Origin of the sequence: Rhodonellum sp., from assembly GCF_030656585.1 — a bacterium.
Classification (GTDB): domain Bacteria; phylum Bacteroidota; class Bacteroidia; order Cytophagales; family Cyclobacteriaceae; genus Rhodonellum; species Rhodonellum psychrophilum.
Genome location: NZ_JAUSPP010000031.1, coordinates 1 through 19,381, shown reverse-complemented (window position 1 = coordinate 19,381; position 19,381 = coordinate 1). Strand labels below are relative to the sequence as shown.

The 19,381-nt window shown below is 39.6% G+C and carries 15 protein-coding genes; 11 read left to right on the top strand and 4 right to left on the bottom strand.

The features are described from left to right. Nucleotide 1 precedes the first annotated feature (1 nt). The gene (locus Q7J63_RS07125; protein WP_019600559.1) at nt 2-706 is read right to left on the bottom strand and encodes a phosphoadenylyl-sulfate reductase; all 705 of its coding nucleotides are present in this window, start codon (nt 704-706) and stop codon (nt 2-4) included. Between the two features lie 126 nt (nt 707-832). Further along, on the bottom strand, nt 833-1,249 hold the full coding sequence (locus Q7J63_RS07120) for an Rrf2 family transcriptional regulator (RefSeq protein WP_019600558.1): 417 nt from the start codon (nt 1,247-1,249) through the stop codon (nt 833-835). A gap of 389 nt (nt 1,250-1,638) precedes the next feature. Here Q7J63_RS07120 and Q7J63_RS07115 point away from each other — a divergent pair, with 389 nt between their 5' ends. The 10 genes from Q7J63_RS07115 (at nt 1,639) to Q7J63_RS07070 (ending at nt 12,994) form a co-directional block, all read left to right on the top strand. Next, the gene (locus Q7J63_RS07115; RefSeq protein ID WP_304885007.1) at nt 1,639-2,346 is read left to right on the top strand and encodes a hypothetical protein; all 708 of its coding nucleotides are present in this window, start codon (nt 1,639-1,641) and stop codon (nt 2,344-2,346) included. A 128-nt stretch (nt 2,347-2,474) separates the two neighbouring features. Next, nucleotides 2,475-2,678 (top strand): hypothetical protein, encoded by a 204-nt coding sequence (locus Q7J63_RS07110; protein WP_304885005.1) that lies wholly within the window; start codon nt 2,475-2,477, stop codon nt 2,676-2,678. 35 nt (nt 2,679-2,713) lie between these two features. Next, a complete protein-coding gene (locus Q7J63_RS07105) occupies nt 2,714-2,923 on the top strand; it encodes a helix-turn-helix domain-containing protein (RefSeq protein WP_106567776.1) in 210 nt (69 codons plus the stop codon). Further along, nucleotides 2,914-3,894, top strand: coding sequence for a hypothetical protein (locus Q7J63_RS07100; protein ID WP_304885001.1), 981 nt, complete (start codon nt 2,914-2,916; stop codon nt 3,892-3,894). Before Q7J63_RS07105 ends, Q7J63_RS07100 begins: the two co-directional genes overlap by 10 nt. 3 nt (nt 3,895-3,897) lie before the next feature. After that, nucleotides 3,898-7,857 (top strand): Eco57I restriction-modification methylase domain-containing protein, encoded by a 3,960-nt coding sequence (locus Q7J63_RS07095; RefSeq protein WP_304884999.1) that lies wholly within the window; start codon nt 3,898-3,900, stop codon nt 7,855-7,857. A gap of 43 nt (nt 7,858-7,900) precedes the next feature. Beyond that, nucleotides 7,901-9,172: an SIR2 family protein gene (locus Q7J63_RS07090; RefSeq protein ID WP_304884997.1), complete on the top strand. Its 1,272-nt coding sequence runs from the start codon at nt 7,901-7,903 to the stop codon at nt 9,170-9,172. After that, nucleotides 9,165-10,871 carry an ATP-binding protein gene (locus tag Q7J63_RS07085; protein ID WP_304884996.1) on the top strand — a complete coding sequence of 569 codons (1,707 nt, stop codon included), beginning with the start codon at nt 9,165-9,167 and terminating at the stop codon, nt 10,869-10,871. The genes Q7J63_RS07090 and Q7J63_RS07085 overlap by 8 nt, the downstream gene beginning before the upstream one ends. A 6-nt stretch (nt 10,872-10,877) precedes the next feature. Beyond that, complete coding sequence (locus Q7J63_RS07080; protein WP_304884994.1) at nt 10,878-11,045, top strand: hypothetical protein; 168 nt, start codon at nt 10,878-10,880, stop codon at nt 11,043-11,045. A gap of 116 nt (nt 11,046-11,161) precedes the next feature. After that, a complete protein-coding gene (locus Q7J63_RS07075; protein ID WP_304884992.1) occupies nt 11,162-11,548 on the top strand; it encodes a VOC family protein in 387 nt (128 codons plus the stop codon). A 408-nt stretch (nt 11,549-11,956) separates the two neighbouring features. After that, complete coding sequence (locus Q7J63_RS07070) at nt 11,957-12,994, top strand: NAD(P)-dependent alcohol dehydrogenase (RefSeq protein WP_304884990.1); 1,038 nt, start codon at nt 11,957-11,959, stop codon at nt 12,992-12,994. A 358-nt stretch (nt 12,995-13,352) separates the two neighbouring features. On the opposite strand, the gene Q7J63_RS07065 is transcribed toward Q7J63_RS07070, so the two are convergent. Both Q7J63_RS07065 and Q7J63_RS07060 read right to left on the bottom strand, forming a co-directional pair. Continuing rightward, the gene (locus Q7J63_RS07065; protein WP_304884988.1) at nt 13,353-14,015 is read right to left on the bottom strand and encodes a hypothetical protein; all 663 of its coding nucleotides are present in this window, start codon (nt 14,013-14,015) and stop codon (nt 13,353-13,355) included. Between the two features lie 237 nt (nt 14,016-14,252). After that, nucleotides 14,253-17,867 carry a lamin tail domain-containing protein gene (locus Q7J63_RS07060; RefSeq protein ID WP_304884986.1) on the bottom strand — a complete coding sequence of 1,205 codons (3,615 nt, stop codon included), beginning with the start codon at nt 17,865-17,867 and terminating at the stop codon, nt 14,253-14,255. Between the two features lie 288 nt (nt 17,868-18,155). Here Q7J63_RS07060 and Q7J63_RS07055 point away from each other — a divergent pair. Further along, nucleotides 18,156-19,381 (top strand): IS110 family transposase (locus Q7J63_RS07055; RefSeq protein ID WP_304884984.1); only part of this gene is annotated, 1,226 nt, incomplete at its 3' end.

The following is a 19,381-nucleotide window of genomic DNA, read 5'->3' as shown; positions in this document are numbered from 1 at the left end:
ATTATTTTGCGTGTAAGCCACATTCTTTTTTTGAATCCTCCCACCACCATCTGCCGGCTCTGGGATCTTCTCCCGGCTGGATCGCCCGGGTACAGGGCGCACAACCGATGCTGATAAATCCACGGTCGTGGAGGGGGTTGTAAGGGATGTTGTTTTCATGGATATAGGCCAGCATTTCGGCGTAGGTCCAATCCATGAGCGGATTGTATTTGATGATCTGCAATCCTTCATCCCATTCGATTTTCTGCATGGCGCCGCGATTGGCACTTTGCTCGGCCCTGAGGCCTGTGATCCAAATGCTTTTACCGGCCAAGGCTCTTTTTAGCGGCACCACCTTTCGCACAAAGCAGCAGGATTTCCTGTTTTCGACGGAGGTATAAAAGCCATTGATTCCCATCCGATTGACCAATTCCTCTATGGATTGAGTGTCCGGATAGTACACTTTCGTCTTGATTTGGTACTTGCTATCCGTTCTTTCCAGTACATCCAAAGTCTCCGGAAAAAGTCTGCCCGTGTCCAGTGAAAACAGATCGATGGGTAGCTGATGCTTTCCGATGATCTGGCTGATCACCTGGTCTTCTTGACCCAGGGAAGTAGAAAAAGTGATTTTTCCGGGATAACGCTCCGCCAACAAGGCCAAGCCTTCCTCGGCGGTCAATCCACTGATGCTTTCACTGATTTCATTCAAAGCGATGTTTGTATCCATTTTGCGGGGTTTTCAAAGTGGAATCTATTGGGCCGTTCGGAAAGTCCGAATATCCTTTAGACGACAGGTTGAAATACAAAAGTATATAAACTCTATAAAAAATGTAGGGTAAATGGGGAAAAAAATTTATTCTTTATCCAAAATATCCGATAAAGACTTGTTTGTCAGTACGTTGAGCATTTCGTCACGGACTTGGATAAGGACTTTGTTCAGGCCACATTTTGCTTCATCCTTGCATTCCACACAAGGTTCGTAATAGTTGATGCTGACACAGGGGAGCAGCGCGATGGGACCATCCAGGAGGCGGATCACTTTGGAAAGAGGGACATCGGCGGGATCTTTGATCAGGTAATAGCCGCCACCTTTTCCTTTTTTGGAACCCAGGATGCCTGCTTTTTTGAGTTCGAGCAGGATATTCTCCAAAAACTTATGGGAGATCCCATATTCTTCGGCAATGTCCTGGATCAACACGGTTTTTTGATCCCGGTGCTTGCCGAGGTAAGTGAGGGCATGAAAAGCGTATTTGGTCTTTTTGGATAGCATGTTACAAAAATAAGCTTTTTAAGTTAACCTCAAAGAGATTTAGGCATTCCGGATGGGGAAGGGAGGGTTCGAGAAAAGAGACGGGTTTTTGGATAAAAATCGCTTCGTCCGAAACCGAAAACGCCAAACAGGATTTTCGTAATATTTTACATGAGCTTTTAGCGGTGAATATACCCTGTTTAGGGTATGTTTTTAACGGGATTAAGTTTGTAGGTTTGGGGAGGAGAGATGAGCGATTTTCTTAAGCAGCACCGGAATTAGGAAATTTTGGGTTTTTGGAAATTGAAGAATGAGAAATTTAGAAATAGCTTTCCTCCATATTGGAGAAAGCAAGACGTTAGCGGTCAGGCTATGACGACACATAACAATACCAATTGAACGATATAAAAATGAAGTTATTAAACCAAAGACAATTGTTAAACTTAATACTATTAGCTTCAATAGTAACTATTCTTTTAAACGACTTTCTCTTTAACGAAATGACAGAAATTGTTTCATTTGGTGACGAGTTAGGAATGGTGTTATCTAATCTGAGTTTAGCATATATTTCAAGTTTCATTTTTTATTATGTCGTAGTCGTCTTAAAGGAAAAGAAGGACAAAAAAAATATATACTTCACAGTTTACGAATGGACTGACCAACTTGTGGGAAGAGCATATAGTGTATATCACAATGTAATAGTGGCTTCTGGAGCAATTCATACAGACTTTGACAAAAAGACCATTACTAAAGAACAATTCGTAGAACTTTGCAAATTGGGAAATCCAAATGCAATTTCGACAAACACTTTTTTAGGGACGCCAACGAATCCACAACAGGCAACATATGGACAATTAATTTATAATAATTCAGTTTCAAATGTTAAAGCATATACAGAAAGAATTTTTAATTATATGCCTTTTTTAGAAACTGACTTTGTTAAGCTCATAAATAGACTTCATAGTTCTACTTTCTTTTTGGTGGCTCCGACTTTTCTTCATCAGACAAGGAATACCGACTTCAGTGTTTATGCAGACAATATGTACGAATTTTTAGAACTTGTAAGAGAGCTTGATACTTATAATTCAATCAAAAACAAAGAACTAATAAAAGACTAAATGAACGCTAAACTAATCGACCAGAGAGAAGCCCGAACCGCTAACACGGGTTTGGCAAAAGTGGCGGTTCAGTGCTCCGCAGACAGATTTGTGCTTAATCAAAATTGTGTCTCGCATCAATATTTGTGGTGAAAATCGCCACCTTCGCCAAGCCCAAAACCGTTATCGCTCAGTGTAAAAAGCCGACCCGAAAATGGCACATTTGGTTTTTCCCGACACAAAAGCCAACGCTCAAAAAAATAAAAGAGCCATTTTTTGCCAACGCACAAACAGGACAACTAGACAATAATTCAAACATTTTTTATCTTGAAAAACGAGATATTAAAAAATAAAAACTAAATTTGTGACTTAACATCTTTAGACAACAATGAACAGAATTAAAGAAGTACTTGAAGAAAAAGGAATTAAGCAAACTTGGTTAGCCGAACAACTAGGCAAAAGCTACAATATGGTAAACGGTTACGTGCAAAATCGACAACAACCAAGACTTGAAGTACTCTATGAAATAGCGAACATTCTAAATATTGATGTAAAAGACCTTTTAAAAACTAACGAAGAAGTATACAAGTGCAAGTAGTTATCGACATATTAGAAAATGAGTTAATCGAGAAGTATCCTGACATTCTCGGAATACTACTTCGTGACCAAACCTCTCAAAAAAATATTTTTTGGGCGACAGACAATTACGAACACTTCGGAGATTCATACAGATTCAATTCTGAAATATTACCTGAATTAATCACAGGAGAAAAAGGCAATGTAATAATGCCTAGGGTTCATAAAGACAAAATTCTACAATTATCTCGCTCCAAAAAAATGGCAGAAGTTTTTACGCCTTCTTGGATATGTAACGCACAAAATAATTTAGTTGACAATTCTTGGTTTGGAAAAGATGGTGTTTTCAATAAAGAAATCTTGTTGAGAAATGGAACTAAATCTTGGGAAACAACAAAAGAAAAAATAGTTTTTCCTAAAGGCAAAACTTGGCAAGACTATGTTCGTGATACACGACTAGAGATTTCTTGCGGAGAAGCACCGTATCTTGTTAGCAGATATGACACGACAACAGGAGAGTTTATTAAAATCGAGAACAGAATCGGGATTTTAGACAGAAAATTAAGAGTAGTAAATGAAAATTTGCACTCAATAAATGAATGGTTAAAAGCGGTTGAAACCGCATATAAAAACACATACGGTTTTGAATGGCAAGGAGATAGTTTGCTTTTGGCTCGTGAAGCATTACTAATAACATTCATTGAAAACTTTACACATAAATTTGAGACTGAACCAATACTAAAAGCCATCCAAAATATTGCGCAAATTATTTCTTGGAATATTTGGCAAATGGACGGTCTAAAAGGTATTATTCCAAACAGTTGTAAAGATGAAACAATAGAAATTCCAGATTTTTTTGAAACTAGAATAGAAATAAAGAAATGCAAAGGGTGTGAAACTCAAAATATAAAATCACACAATGGTATTTATTGCAACATTATGGATTGGGATATAGAAAAGCCGATAAAATTTATATCTCTTTTAGAAAAGTAAACTATGCCAGAAACAAACAATATAAATGTAGATATACTTGATGACTTAATCATTGGAAGAGTAGAACCCCAAATCTATGCTTTTACGACCGAGACAATACCGAATTATCTAAAAGTTGGCGATACCTACCGACCAATTGAAATGAGGCTGAATGAATGGCGTAAATACTTCCCTAGCCTTGAAAAGAAATTTGGAAATGTTGCAAAAGTTGATGGCGAAACTTTTTTCAGAGATTATGCAGTTCATTTTTTTCTTGAAAACGAATTAAAAAGAAGTCGATTAAAGCCTAACGTTTTAAAAGGAATCCCATACTACTCAAATGAGTTTTTTGAAAACGCAACAGAGGAAGACCTGCAAGAAGCGATAGAAGACATAAACATCGGACATCAAAACAACGAATCAAAATATCAATATTATCGCTTTGACGAAAGTCATATTCCAATTACACATACTTACACAAGAATAGAAGAATATTCACTAAGACCCAATCAACAAAAAACTGTAGATAATTTTCGAAAAGCTTTAAATAAAGGCAGAACCAATTTGTTGATGTATGCGGTAATGCGTTTTGGAAAATCATTTACCTCAATGTGTTGTGCAGTTGAAATGAATGCAAAATTGGTGGTTGTGGTTTCTGCAAAAGCTGATGTGAAAGAAGAATGGAAAAAAACGGTTGAAAGCCATATTAAATTTGATGGATATTGTTTTTTAGATAGTACTTCTCTCCTGACTAGCGATACGATTATTGCCGAGAAAGAAGAGGCAAAAGAAAAAATCGTTTTGTTTCTAACATTACAAGACCTTCAAGGAGATGAAATAAAAACCAAACACAAAGAGGTATTTGAAAATAAAATTGACTTGTTACTAATTGACGAAACACATTTTGGAGCAAGAGCAACCGAGTACGGAAAAATCCTTAAAGAGGAAAATTTAAGTGCCAAAGAAATAAAAAGCGAATTAAAGCTGAATGATAATACACTAGACGATTTAGAAATTACCAATAAAGTTTTTAATGCAAAAATCCGCATTCATCTTTCTGGAACCCCTTATCGCATATTGATGAATAGCGAGTTTACAGATGATGATATTATTGCTTTCTACCAATTCACACACATTGCAGAAGACCAAGAACAATGGGATTTAGAAAATCTAAACAAAGACGAAGTTAAAGAATGGGATAATCCGTATTATGGATTTCCTCAAATGATTCGTTTTGCTTTTAATCCCAATGAATCTTCTCGAAAAAAAATGGAAGAAATGAAAAAGAAAGGTGTTACCTATGCTTTTTCAGAGCTTTTTAGACCACAATCAATAACCATAGACAAAAAAAATAAGCTTCATAAAAAATTCAAATACGAACAAGAAATTCTTGACTTGCTAAAAGTTATAGATGGTTCAGAAGAAGATTCTAATTTATTAAGTTTCTTAGATTACGACAAAATTAAAGAGGGAAAAATGTGCCGTCACCTTGTTTGTGTTTTGCCTTACAGAGCATCTTGTGACGCATTGGAGGAATTAATCAAGAATAACAAGTTTAAGCATCTTAGTAATTACGAAATCATCAATATCTCTGGGGTTGAGAATGAAAAAAATTTCAAAGACACGCAAGCAGTTCAAGCTAAAATCAAAAAATGTGAAAGTGAAAATGTAAAAACAATCACTTTGACAGTAAACAGAATGCTTACTGGTAGTACCGTTCCTGAATGGGATACTATGCTTTACCTAAAAGACACGGCTTCACCACAAGAATACGACCAAGCAATTTTTCGTTTACAAAATCAGTTCATAAAAATTTTCAAAGAGCCGAATGGTGATGTGGTCAAATTCAATATGAAACCACAGACTTTATTGGTTGATTTTAATCCGAATAGAATGTTCCAAATGCAGGAACATAAATCACAGATTTACAATGTAAATACTGAATCTAACGGAAACAGCAAGTTAGAAGAAAGAATCCGAAAAGAACTTGAAATATCTCCAATTGTAGTTTTAAACAACAATAAAATTGTTAAAATACAGCCAGCCGATATTTTGGATGCTGTTCGCAAATATTCGAGTAGCAGAAGTGTATTTGATGAGGCTACAACTATTTCAATTGATTATTCTTTATTGGATATTGAAGCAATCAAAGCTGAAATTGAAAGACAAGGAAAAATTGGTTCTCGTCAAGGATTAGAAATTCCACCAGCAAAAGGCGAAGGAGACGAGATTGATAGAGATGATACTATCGATAATGATGAAGACGAAAATGAAGAAAATGCAAAATCCAAATCAAAAGATGATGAAGCAGTAAATGATTACAAAGGTCAATTTGCTATGTATTATGCAAGGATTTTATTCTTTGCATTTTTGACAGATTCAAGAGTTAAATCTTTACAAGAAACCATTAACCACATCAACGGGAATGCTGATAATCTGCGAATAGCTTCAAATTTGAGCCTTGAAATCACCATACTTGATTTGTTTCAAAAGTACATCAACCCATTTATTTTAAGCGAACTAGATTATAAAATTCACAACATTAATTCGCTAGCCAATGATTCCGCAATTTCTCCAATAGAAAGAGCGAGTAATGCAATGAAAAAATTTAGTCGCTTGTCAGATTCTGAAATTGTAACTCCCGAATTTGTTACCGACAAAATCATAAACGGTTTGCCAGCCAAAGCCATTGACAAGAATACAATGCTTTTAGATATTGCTTCCAAACAAGGCGAGTTTGTATATGCCGTATATAAATTGTTTGGCAAAGAAGTAGCCAACAAATTCTACTCAATACCAACATCAAAAATTGCGTATGAGTTTACCAGAAAAGTGTACAAGTTGCTTGAATTAGATGCAAAACTAATTGAAACGAACTACACCTCTTACGATTTAATCAGTGAAAACAAATTCATTGAAAAAGATACCATCAAAATAAACAACAAGAAAATGAAATTCAATGTAATTGTAGGCAATCCGCCTTATCAGCAAAGTGACGGTGGTGCTCAAGCAAGTGCCAAACCAATTTATAATCTTTTTGTGGAGTCAGCAAAAGAATTAAATCCTAGGTACATATCTATGATTATGCCCACACGTTGGTATGCTGGTGGTAAAGGATTAGATGAATTCAGAGAAATTATGCTTAACGACAAACATATTTCTGAATTACACGATTTTCTGAAACCAGATATTTTGTTTCAAAACACCAATAATCGTGGAGGTATTTGTTATTTCATAAGAGACAAATCATATGATAATTCTAAAAATTTAACCAAGTTATTTACCTACAAGAATAATTTAACACCTGTTTTGAATATACGAAGTTTGAAAACACCTGACTCTGATATTCTTATACGCCATAGTATTGCATTAGAAATCATATCAAAAGTAAAATCTCATAAAGATTTTGAAACTTTTGAAAATCACATTTCATCAAGAAAGCCATTTAACCTTGAGGGCAATGTTGTTAATGATGCAAAAAAATTTAGACTTGATAAAAAGGGATTAAAAAAACCGATAATGTGTTATGGCAAGAGTAAGAAAATTGGTTATTTAGAAAGAGATGAAATTACAAAAAACGCAAATTGGATTGACAATTATAAAGTTTTTGCTCCATATGCTAATAACATTGGAACTGAATTAAATGATGACAATTTAAATGCTTTCGTTGGTAAACCTAAAACTATATGTACTGAAACTTACATTGTGATGGGGGCTACATTGAACTTAGATTTAATAACTTCAACGAATCTTGTGAAGTATTTTTTCACCAAGTTTGCTAGGTTTATGCATAGTTTACCAAAAGTAAGTCAACACGGTACTTCAAAGACATACAAGTTTGTTCCTTTGCAAAACTTTACTAAAAACTCAGATATTGATTGGAGTAAATCGATACAAGAAATTGACAAACAATTGTATGAAAAGTACAAACTGAGCAATGAGGAAATTGAGTTTTTAGAATGTATGATTAAATCAATGGCCTAGTAAATTAAGGGATAAGGAATTATAATTTTAAAGCGTTTTAGATATGGCAGAAGAAATAGTAGAAAACTGGACACACGTTTTAATTAATGGAAAATCTAAAACAATTGAGGTTAAAGATGCTGAATTTTACAAGGGAAAACTTGTAAATATTTCAGAAATAAAGAACTATCCAAAATTAGATGCCGACAATAAAGAGATAAAGCACACGGCAGAACTTGCCAATAATGAAAAACGCAAAGTTTACACTTCTTTTTTTCAAAAACCATTTAAAAACTTGATAATTCTTACTGGTGCTGGTTCTTCTATGGATGTAAAAGGGCTTTCAATGGCTCAATTATGGGATGAAGCGGTGAAAGAATTTAAAACAGAAGCAGTTGATGGTATAAACAATATCATTGAGGTAGTAAAATTTCCTAAAGAGAATACCCACAAAAAGGATATTGAAGCCTTATTAAGTCAGGTGGAAGGCTTTATTAAATTTTCAGAGGATAAAGATGTTGTCTTCAAAGATGGAAAGAAAAAACTATCGGAATTAAAGGGTTTGCTTTTTAAACTCATACAGGACAGATGCACCATTCCAACGCCACCAAATGAAGCATTCCCACACAAAGTATTGCTTGAAAAAGTATTGCAACGCAAGCAAACAAGTCCAAGAGTCAAAGTATTTACATTAAATTATGACTTGCTATTTGAAGATGCGGCAACTGTTGCAAACGCAATTGTAATTGATGGTTTTTCCTATACTTTTCCAAGGACATTTAGCGGTAGATATTTTGACTATGATATAGTACAAAGAGAAGGAAGCAAACTAAAAGATGAAGATAATTTCGTACAGCGTGTTTTTCATTTACACAAATTGCACGGCTCTATCAATTGGGAAAGAATTAAAGAAACTGGTGATGTTATAGTTAACAATGAAACTGAAGAGGCTTTGATGGTTTACCCACGAGAAGCCAAATATGAAGATTCTTATGAACAACCATTTTTTGAAATGATGGCACGCTTTCAAAGAAATCTTAGGTTAAATGATAACACTTTATTGGTTTGTATAGGTTATAGTTTTAATGACAAGCACATTAATGCAGCCATTGAAGAAGCATTAAATCAAAACCCTGGTTTTAGATTAGCGATTATTGACCCTGGATTTGATAATCCCAACGCTTCAAAATCACTAAAAACTATAAAAGGGAATGCTTTGAAAACCGAAAGAATATTGATGGTTTCAGAAACATTTACAGATTTTGCTAATTATTTCCCAGAGATAAAAACATATGAAAACCCCCAACAAGTAACAATAAGTCTAAAAAATGAGTAACCAAAAGATAAATCCTTTCAAGCACGAATATTTTCTTGGTTATATCAATCAGGTGCTACCGCAATTTGTGAAAGTTCATTTTCCATCTTCGGTATTATTGAATGGATTCACTCATTTTGGTAAAGAATTTAACGGTGGTTTGGTGGGGAGTTTTGTCGTAATTGAAGGCGATAAATGTGGTTTTTTAGGAAGAATTACAGAATTATCATTACCCGAATCTGAACGACTTTCTTTGAATGAGAAAGCATTTCAAACCAGTGATTTTCATCCCACAGGAAAAATTGAAATTCTTTTATCTTTTGATTTATACAATCCTTTTGATGTAAAAAAAGGATTAATAGCCTATCCAAACATTGGAGCAAAAGTATTTGTAAGTTCAGGAGAACTAGTACAAGAATATATGTCAAGATTTGGCGTAAGAAGTGGAGAACTGGCAAACACCATTGCAATAGGAAGCTTGGTTTCAAGTCCAGAAACGAAAGTAAAAATAAGTTTACAGTCTATTTTTGGACGTCATTGTGCTATTGTTGGAACTACAGGAGGCGGGAAAAGCTATACGGTAAGTAAATTGGTAGAGTCATTAGTAGCAACAGGTAATAAAGCTATATTGATTGATGCAACGGGGGAGTATCGTGGTAGTTATGATAAGATAAAATCTATCGATATTGGTAATGGCGAAAACATATTTCATTATTCTCAACTTACAATAGATGATATGTTTTTCTTATTGAAGCCATCACCAAGAACGCAAACGCCTAAGCTAATGGAAGCTATAAGGTCTCTAAAAATGGTGAAAATTGTTGGAGAAGCTACACAAATTGTACATAACGGAGAAGCTATTCCGATTGAAGATGGTTTATTGAAAAAAAACGGAAAGCCTAAGAAACCATATGATGTTTTTTACTACCGAAACATATCAGCTATTGAAAACGGAATGGCAGATTTTGATTTTATGAAATTATCCCATCAATTAAGTGCTGAATGTGTCTATGACAATGGAACTACTTGGGGAGGCGTAGCTCCAAATGATGTTTCATATTGTGTGAGTTTGATATCAAGAGTTACCAATCTTGCCAACACACCTGAATTGAACCAAATATTTGGTTTCCAACAAGAGAAAACAGAAAATGACTTAACTGATGTTCTCAATCAATTTATTTCTATCGAAAACACCGATAACAAATTATTGCGCTTAAACTTAGAAAATGTAAAATATGATTTTCAAGTCAGAGAAACATTAGTAAATGCCATTGGCAAATTTCTTTTAGCAAAGGCAAGAAGCGGTTCATTTAAAGATTCACCCGTTGTAGTTTTTATTGATGAAGCCCATCAGTTTCTAAACAAGTCTATTAAAGACGAGTATTTTGACAGTAAACCTTTAGACGCTTTCGATTCCATAGCCAAAGAGTGTAGAAAGCACGGTTTGTTTCTTTGTATAGCTACCCAGATGCCAAGAGACATTCCACAAGGCACACTAAGTCAAATGGGAACATTTATAGCACACCGACTAATTAATCATTTTGACAAAGAAGCAGTAAGTAATGCTTGTAGTACAGCTAATAAAAACACATTGGATTTTTTACCAATTCTTGGAGAAGGAGAAGCCATTTTAACAGGCGTAGATTTTCCAATGCCAATCATAATGAAGTTTGACGAACCTATTATAAAACCAGATTCAAGTACACCGAAATTAAACTGATAAAGAATGACAGAACCTATGCCCACGCTAAAAGCCATACACATTTGCAATTCGCACCAGCCAACACACCGCCACAAATTGCAAAAGAGTATGTCTTTGCCAACGCTGACCGACAAACATGACCAAAAAGAACACCGAAGCGATAACATCAACTATACGCAAGCAGGGGTTTAGTTCTTCGTAAGACAGGAAAGTAGTAAATTTAAAGTTCAGTGCTTCGTAGGAAGTTTAGTGGTTAAAATCCCTGCCTCTGTATAGCTTAGAACCCAACCCCCCCAAACCCCCACCCCATGAAACTAGAATCCCTTCACCATATCGCCATCATCTGTGCGGACTATGAGAAATCGAAATATTTTTATACCGAAATTTTGGGATTGAAAATTGAGCAGGAAATCTTCAGAGAGGAGAGACAGTCCTATAAACTTGATCTTTCCCTGAATGGGACCTATCTGATTGAACTGTTTTCATTTCCAGAACCCCCCAGCAGACCGTCGCGACCTGAAGCAAGGGGTTTGAGGCACATCGCCTTTGGGGTGAAAAACCTGGAAGAGAATATTGATTTCCTGAATTCCAAAAACATCGAGACGGAAGCGGTAAGAATTGACCCATTCACCCATAAAAAATTCACTTTCTTTGCCGATCCGGACGAGCTGCCCATTGAGATTTATGAAGTATGAGGGGTGTAGTTTTTTTTGAATTGGCAATGCGCAACAGGCCTTGATCAAGGCGGAGGGTTGAAAAGCATTTAATTGTTTTAGAAAATTGTTTTGTAGGGGCAAGTACATCACCTCCATTGCTTTACCTCCAAAAAAACACTTCTCTGAAAGAATCGGATGCATGCGTTTTGGCTCAGGAAAATGATATATTTGAACGCTAGATAAGCAATAGGTTTCCTGATTGAATTGAAATAGGAAGAAAATCAGACTATTGGGAGAAAAACTCCTGACTCCAATAGAGTGAAGTCAAAAACAGTCAACAAAGACTGAGGATGAAGTGACCATTGGATGGAATGGATTTGGTCATGCATCAAACGGGTTGAAGTGCTTTGCTTCAAGTGAGGTAGACTTTTGAAAATCCCGGCCTGCATGAAATTCCAATACGGGGCATTCAAGTGCAGCATAGGATCTAGAACCAAGGGATATATGGAAAAAATGAACGCGATTGTCTATACCGCATACGGTCCGCCGGAAGTTGCCCATTTGATGGAAGTGCCCAAACCCATTCCCAAAGACAACGAAATTTTGGTCAGGGTCCATTCGGCGACGGTGAACCGGACGGACTGCGGTTTTCGCAGTGCGGAATATTTCATCTCCAGGTTTTGGACTGGGATTTTGCGGCCAAAACAGCCCATATTGGGTTGTGAGTTTGCGGGAGTAATTGAAGAAATCGGCAAGGACGTGACCACCTTCCGGATAGGGGACAAGGTTTTTGGTTTCAATGACAAAACCTTTGGTGGACATGGGGAGTATTTGACCATTACCGAAACGGATGCCGTGACCACCATGCCGGACAACTTAAGCTTTGATGAGGCCGCGGCGCTGACTGAAGGTGGCCACTACGCCTTGTGTGACATCAAGGCGGCCAAAGTTGAAAGGGATCAAAATGTGCTGGTCAATGGAGCCACCGGCGCCATAGGTTCCGCTGCGGTCCAATTGTTAAGGCATTTTGGGGCAAAAATCACCGCCGTGTGCAACACCAAAAACACGGCGTTGGTAAAATCACTGGGTGCAGATGTTGTGATTGACTATGAGAGACAGGACTTCACCAAGACAAATGCTAAGTTTGACTTTATTTTTGACGCAGTGGGCAAGAGTTCATTTGGGAAATGCAAACCCTTGCTGACGGAAAAAGGGATTTACATCTCCACAGAATTTGGCGAGAACGCAGAGAACATCTTCTTTGCCCTGACCACACCGCTTCTGGGAGGCAAAAAACTATTGTTCCCCTTGCCCACGATCCACAAGGAAGACGTGATTTTTTTGAAAGGGCTTGTGGAAAAGGGCGAATTCAAACCTTTGATTGATAGAAAATATCCTTTGGACCAAATCGTACAGGCTTACCAATACGTAGAGACGGGGCAAAAAACAGGGAATGTGGTGATCAAGGTGGTGGAAGAAGATTAGCCAAAAACGGGAAGAATTTCTCCGGCTGAATGGTAAGCGGTGTTGTGCATTTTCAAGTCCACTACCGTCTGGTATCTTTTGACCCGAAATATGCACTCCGTTTCCAAATGAGAGCGAAACTGCAAGAAAATCAGACTATTGGGAGACTTATTCTTGATACCATTTGGGGGAAGTCAAAAACTATCAACAACCAATTGAACATCCGTTAAATATACCATTGAATTGAGTTCGCAATGCATAAAACGGATTCAACCCTGTGCCTATTTGGAGAATCATGCATTTTACCGATAGGGTGAAGTCGGGATTTGAAAACAAAGACGGATGATCAAGCCATTTCAGGCTGGAATTGGCCAGCGCCCTATGGTGTATATACCAAATTCTGAAACGGCTGCCAGGCGGCATAATCAGACGGGGGCAAATTGAGTACATGTTTCCTGTAATAATAGTGCTCAATGATCGATGCCTGCTGTTCCCGGTTAAAAAGTGCGAAGACTTCCGCTGTGGTCAACCCAGGATTATTGGCAATTGCATTCTGGAGCGATACGTTTCCCCCATTTCCGTTCACGCCATTCGTATATCCATAATTGTATCCGGCGCCCAGCGTTTGGGCATGGATCGCCTCGATCAGATAGATCGGTCCTACTGTCTGGTATTGCCATACATGGCAAAGCTCATGAATCATCGTCGAATCAGACAAGGGGCCGTCGGCAAGGTCGTGATTGACCAGTTTGAAGGTGACGAAAGCCCTGGAGTTGGGGTTGTTGTTAAAATAATCCTGCACACCGAAAATGACGGTATTTGCCACGCCCGCATCCGAAAAGTAAATGGTATCATAATCAAAAGTCTTTCCGTAGATCAATTTTGCCGTGGTTATCTCCGGCTGGGTCATCTTCCTGCCCACCGTTTCGTAGAGGGTTTGGCACACTTCATCCAGCGCTGCCTGTTGGACGGCATCGACAGCCGCGAGTAATTCCCCAACAGGTCTCTGCAAGTCCACCCAAGACAGGACGAATGCACGCAACTGTTGGCGGCCGTGATCGATGAGCATCGACCTTAATACATCCTCCAAGGACTTGCCTGAGGGGAGGAGGGCATCGATAAAGTCACCGAGCAGACCCCGACGCAATGCATTCTCGAGCATTTCAAAGAGAATTTTGCTCTCTTCGGTCGGATCTCCGGCAATCTTGATGGTTTCAAGCAGTTTTTTAAGAAGATCCACCAAGGCTTCAAAGGGGTTCATGACAACCATAACAATCCATTATTCAGGTAAATAAGAATACTTGTAAATCAATACCCTATCGGCATCGGACAGGTACATGGTATCGCCTTCATTGTTCCAGACGGCTTTCTTCCTCCCCATAAAAAGGAGCTTGTTTTTTCTCGATTTGTTGACCTTGTTCTGGCCCTGGCTGCCTCCTGTAAAGATCTTCAAATGATCGCCGGGCCGCAAAGTGAACATCGGCAAATGGTATTTATGACGGGCTTTGTCCTGCATCAGCCAACCTTTGACCTCCATTTCCTTGCTGCCTTTGTAGATGATTTCCACATGTTCCGCATCCACATCCGGTCCAGGAGGGTCACTGTCGATATAAACAGAAAAATTGGCCCGCTTATAATCTGCTTCCGCATTCACGATAAATGGAATTTTGTGGCGGATCACTTGCTGGTTGGAGACCCCTTTGATCCAACTCACTTCGATGATATTCAAACCGTCATCGGTATTGTCTATGGTTTTATTCAGCACCATATCGTTGCCCGACTGAGACCAGTCACCGACGTTCAATTGAACAGGGACGGAGTTAATCGTTACCTGAATCCGTTTGGAAGAAGGATCAGAAATCATATCGTGATTTCCATTCACCAATCGCATCTGCAAGATCACTTCCTTCGGATAAATAAATGGAAATCCCTCTACCGGATCCAGTATTTCAAGCCCGACCAGCGGATTAAAATTATTGCGGTCGTATCGCCCCTGTGTTTTGTTCTTTTCCGCTTCCAGGAAAGCCAATTCCTGTTCTTGATCCAACTGCTCTCTTTCCAACTCCTTTTGGCCTGCACGTGCTTCCAGGTATTCTTTGATGGTATTCATAAGACTGTCCGGCAACAAGGCATTGACCAATCGGGTGGCGGTGGCATGAATCGGGGTCAAAACAAATCCGACAAGGCCAGTGGTGATGGCGTCTTCTACGGTCTGCTTTATGAGTAGGATCTCTGCGGCAATGTCGGTGCTGGTATCGATGGTCAAAACCACCCCATCGATGGCCGTTTTCAGCGCTGTCGTTCCCGCGGAAATGGCGACATCCAGGATTGCGGCTTCAACAGGCCAGGTAACATTTTCAAAGGTCAGGATGGCCAAATCCCTCGCCGTTCCCGCCGGAACAGTCGCTCTTATAGAGGCCAAGTGTGTAAAATGTATATTGGCTTTTGCGGAATCTCCCCAGGTGTCGAGGTGCGCTTTTAGTGTAGTGCCAAAATTGGTGACGACCAGGTCGATCGCATCCAGAATGGCAAGAATGTTCTCGTCGATATAATCGCTGAGATTGTTGTAATGATTCAAGGCCGTAAGCGCAGCATTGTACAGGCTATCAATGAATGCAATAAGGTTCGCCCTCATTTGTGTCAATGTGTGCAGGCTGATGGCCAGATAAAAATCTCCCAAGGCGGGAATGATTTTTTGAATAAATATCCCAAAGGACTCCACACTGATCTTCAGCAACTCATTTCCAAGTGCTTTTACCAGTTCTTGATTGGGAATGAATCCACAATCCAGTAACCGCGCGACAAACGCATCCGGAGTTTCCGAGTAATCGATTTTCCCCGCCATGGACAGCAGGATGTCCCGCTTCAGTACCCTCAGGTTGTTTCTTCTGTCGGCTGTGAATACGGTAGGTCCCGAGATTTCTTTGAATGCATAAGTAAGATCCAGCAACAGCTGCCGCACTGCCTCGATATGCTGGTCAATGTTGGAAATATGAGAAAAAGACTGAGACAGCAAGCCCTTGCAACTCACAAAAAACGGATCCTGGGGGTTGTTGAGCCTGGCCCCCATCGAGTCGAAGCCGGCAAAAGTATTGTCTAAAACAAAGTCATTGATGATCTGGTCGAAGAAGGCAATATTTCTGGCGAGCACGTTGTAAACGACCACGCCGCAGCCGGAAGAAATCCCGTTCACAAATTGCGGCAGATTATTGATGCCGCTCAAGTCCTGAATCAGAAAATTGTCCAGCTTCTTAAAAATAAAATCAGAAGAGAGGTAAAGGGAAGGCCGGATGACCTCCTGGGAGTACTGGTAGAGATGCACATTGTCGATGTCGCTGGTGATTTGCGGAAGGAGTTCTCCCATGATCAGATTTTCGATGAGCTCGGTCTTCACAATGTCTTTGATGGCCTGGTAGGAATGATAAGTTGCCAATGTGCCCTGGCCTTGGAGTCCTCTCAGCGAATCTTCGAATATTTTCCCGAAAGTCAGGTTGAACCTACTTTCAAAATAATCCTTAAAAGCCCCTATTTCCGGGAAAACATATTGCGAAGCGTAAGGAATCCCGATTTCTGCCAGGTAATCCACTGCTATCCTCACATCGACAAGGAGAACTGACTCTCCCAGCACCCCCTCGATTTCCGCTTTGACAAAAGCCGGTGCCTCAGGAAGTCTGGAATGTTGAATGGAGGTCGCTGCCTCTCCAGTCACGGTTGATCCGACCCCAAGATTGGCAGAATACACGCTCAACAATTGTTTCAGCTCGAATCCGACCACACTGCTCACCCAGAACAAGGTGAGCGGTCTTTTGAAATCATCCAGAGCACCCTGATCCAGCAGGTCAATGATGTTGATGGTCTCGGTGATGAATCCTTCGAGATCGGTTAAGCGCAGGTCTCCTTTTTGAAGTAGATCGATCAGCTTGTTGACCGATACTTCCAATTCCGCTTTTTCTGCATTGTCCAGCTGGATGCCAAAGATCTTGTAATAGATCTTGGAAAATTCATCGCTGAGTTTACGGACTGCGGCTTCGATGATCTTTTCAACCGCATATCGCTGAAGGCTGGCGATGAAGTTCTTGAACAAAATATCTGCGACCTCTTCCTTGCTCAGAAATTCGCCCCTTTCGGCGCTCTTGTTCCCAAGGTCATAAGCCGTCAAAACAATAAACGGAAAGCTGAAATCGAAGCATTCCGCCAGAAGTTGTTTATTGGCCAGATCGGATTTGAGAAGGTGTTTTTTTACCTCGGCGCTGATGCGAATCGTGGATCGGTTCACGGCTCTTCTGAGGTTCTTGAATCCAACATTGCAATAAAAATCATAGCCGGAGCCTGCTTTCAGGCCGAATTTATACCCTCCAGAAATCTCAAATCCCGAATTTAGTTTCTTAATGTCGCAAACGACATTCACGTTGACTTCTGCCATGGCTGAAAAGGCAACCCTTCCCCAGACGCCCACTTCAGCCTTTACTTCTTCGAGGAAGATCAAAAAGAGATCTGCCGGGAAATCGTCCAGGTGATCCTGGATTTGCTGGGCAAAAAACGACGGTGTTAGGTAAATCGCCAAACTCCCGGATGCCATGGCTCGGGCATAGGCGCCGACGTAGATGGAAAGGCCCATTTTTTCCAACAGATTGGGCTCGAGGCGGATCAGCGCGCGCGCACCGGCCGCTGCCTGAAGCTCTCCTTTGGCTTGTGCGCCGATAAATAGGATATCGAGATTCCCCAGGACCTGGCCTGTTATGGCGCCATCCAAACCGATGTTGATCCCATGACAGAGATCGGCGCTAATGGTAATGCCTGCGATGACCGAGCCTTCGACATTGCCATTGACAATGCCTTCATTTAATCCGGCATTGGCATTCAGATTGATGATCTCGATGGGTATTTCCGCCATGATTGAACAAATATTAAGATGTTACAACTTGTAATACTTTTAACCCAAATTCTAAGACGTTGGAATAGTAACGTTAATGCGCTAACTTTTGGTTGCAGCTTGAAAGCCTATGCATTGAATGGTGATTTTATCCCTTCCCGAATTCTGGTAGAAATGTTCAACCCCAATCTCTAAGGTTAGGGTTTTTGAAACGTTAATTGGTGACCATGTTTTATTATGGATCCCGTATGGAATAATCAAATCAAATATACATTTCTCTTGCTGCTTTTAATCAAAACCAAAAATAAGATGAAGCAGAAAAAGTTTGAAAGTATGGCTGTAGTCAATCCTTTTGCCGCTGGAATTGATGTAGGTTCTAAAAGCCATTTTGTTGGGGTGGGGCAAGATCCCAAAAAAGATGTCAAAGAATTTGGTGTTTATTCTCAGGACCATGATATGATGATCAACCATTTGAAGAGTCATGGAATCATTACAGTGGCTATGGAAAGTACGGGAAGTTATTGGCAATCCCTTTTTTTTGCGCTACAGAACGCTGGTTTTGAAGTGTTGTTGGTATCCGGACACCAGACCAAAAACGTGCGGGCTAAAACAGATGTTAAGGACTGTATTTGGATACAGAAACTCCACAGTTTGGGGCTTTTGAGAGGCTGCTTTCTCCCTGATAAAGAGTCGACCAAACTCAGGACCTTGCAGCGTCACCGATCCAGTCTGATAGAAGAGTCTGCTAAAATGGTCAACAAGATCCAAAAAGCTATGAGGATGATGAACCTGAGACTCGATGTAGTCATCAGTGATATCACAGGAAAAACGGGAACGGCCATCATCCGTGCCATCATCGATGGGGAAAGGGATGGCCAGGCACTTTCCCTATTGACCGATCCACGGATAAAGAAATCCAGAGAAGAGGTTGCTAGGGCTTTACAGGGGAATTGGGATGAGGAACTACTTTATGAAATGACCGAATGTTATCACATTTATACTTTTCTACAGGAAAGAATGAGATCCTGTGAACAACGACTTGAAAACCTTCTAGTTGAGTTTACACAGGAAATTCACCTAGAGAATGACTTGGTACTTTCTTCAAAACAGTTAAAGGGAAAGAACCAACCAAAATTCAATCTTCCAGTGTTAAGTTATAAATTTTACGGAGTGGATCTATTTGCTATTGAATCAATCAGTTCCAGTACAGTGCTGACCCTTATCTGTGAAATCGGTCAAGGCATTTACAATTTTAATTCTGCCAAACATTTTGCTTCTTTTCTTAGGCTAGCTCCCAACAATAGGGTGTCTGGGGGCAAAGTGGTTTCAAGCCGAACACCAAAAGGGAGTAACAAGCTCGCGCTGGCTTTAAGAAATGCGGCAAACACCATTGATAAAACCAAAGATGGAGTGTTGACAAGGTTTTTCAAACGTGTGGCTTATCGCAAAGGAAGGGGAGCTGCCATTACCGCGACTGCCAGAAAGCTGGCAGTAATTATCTGGAACATGATTATAAAAGGAGAAAGATATCAGCC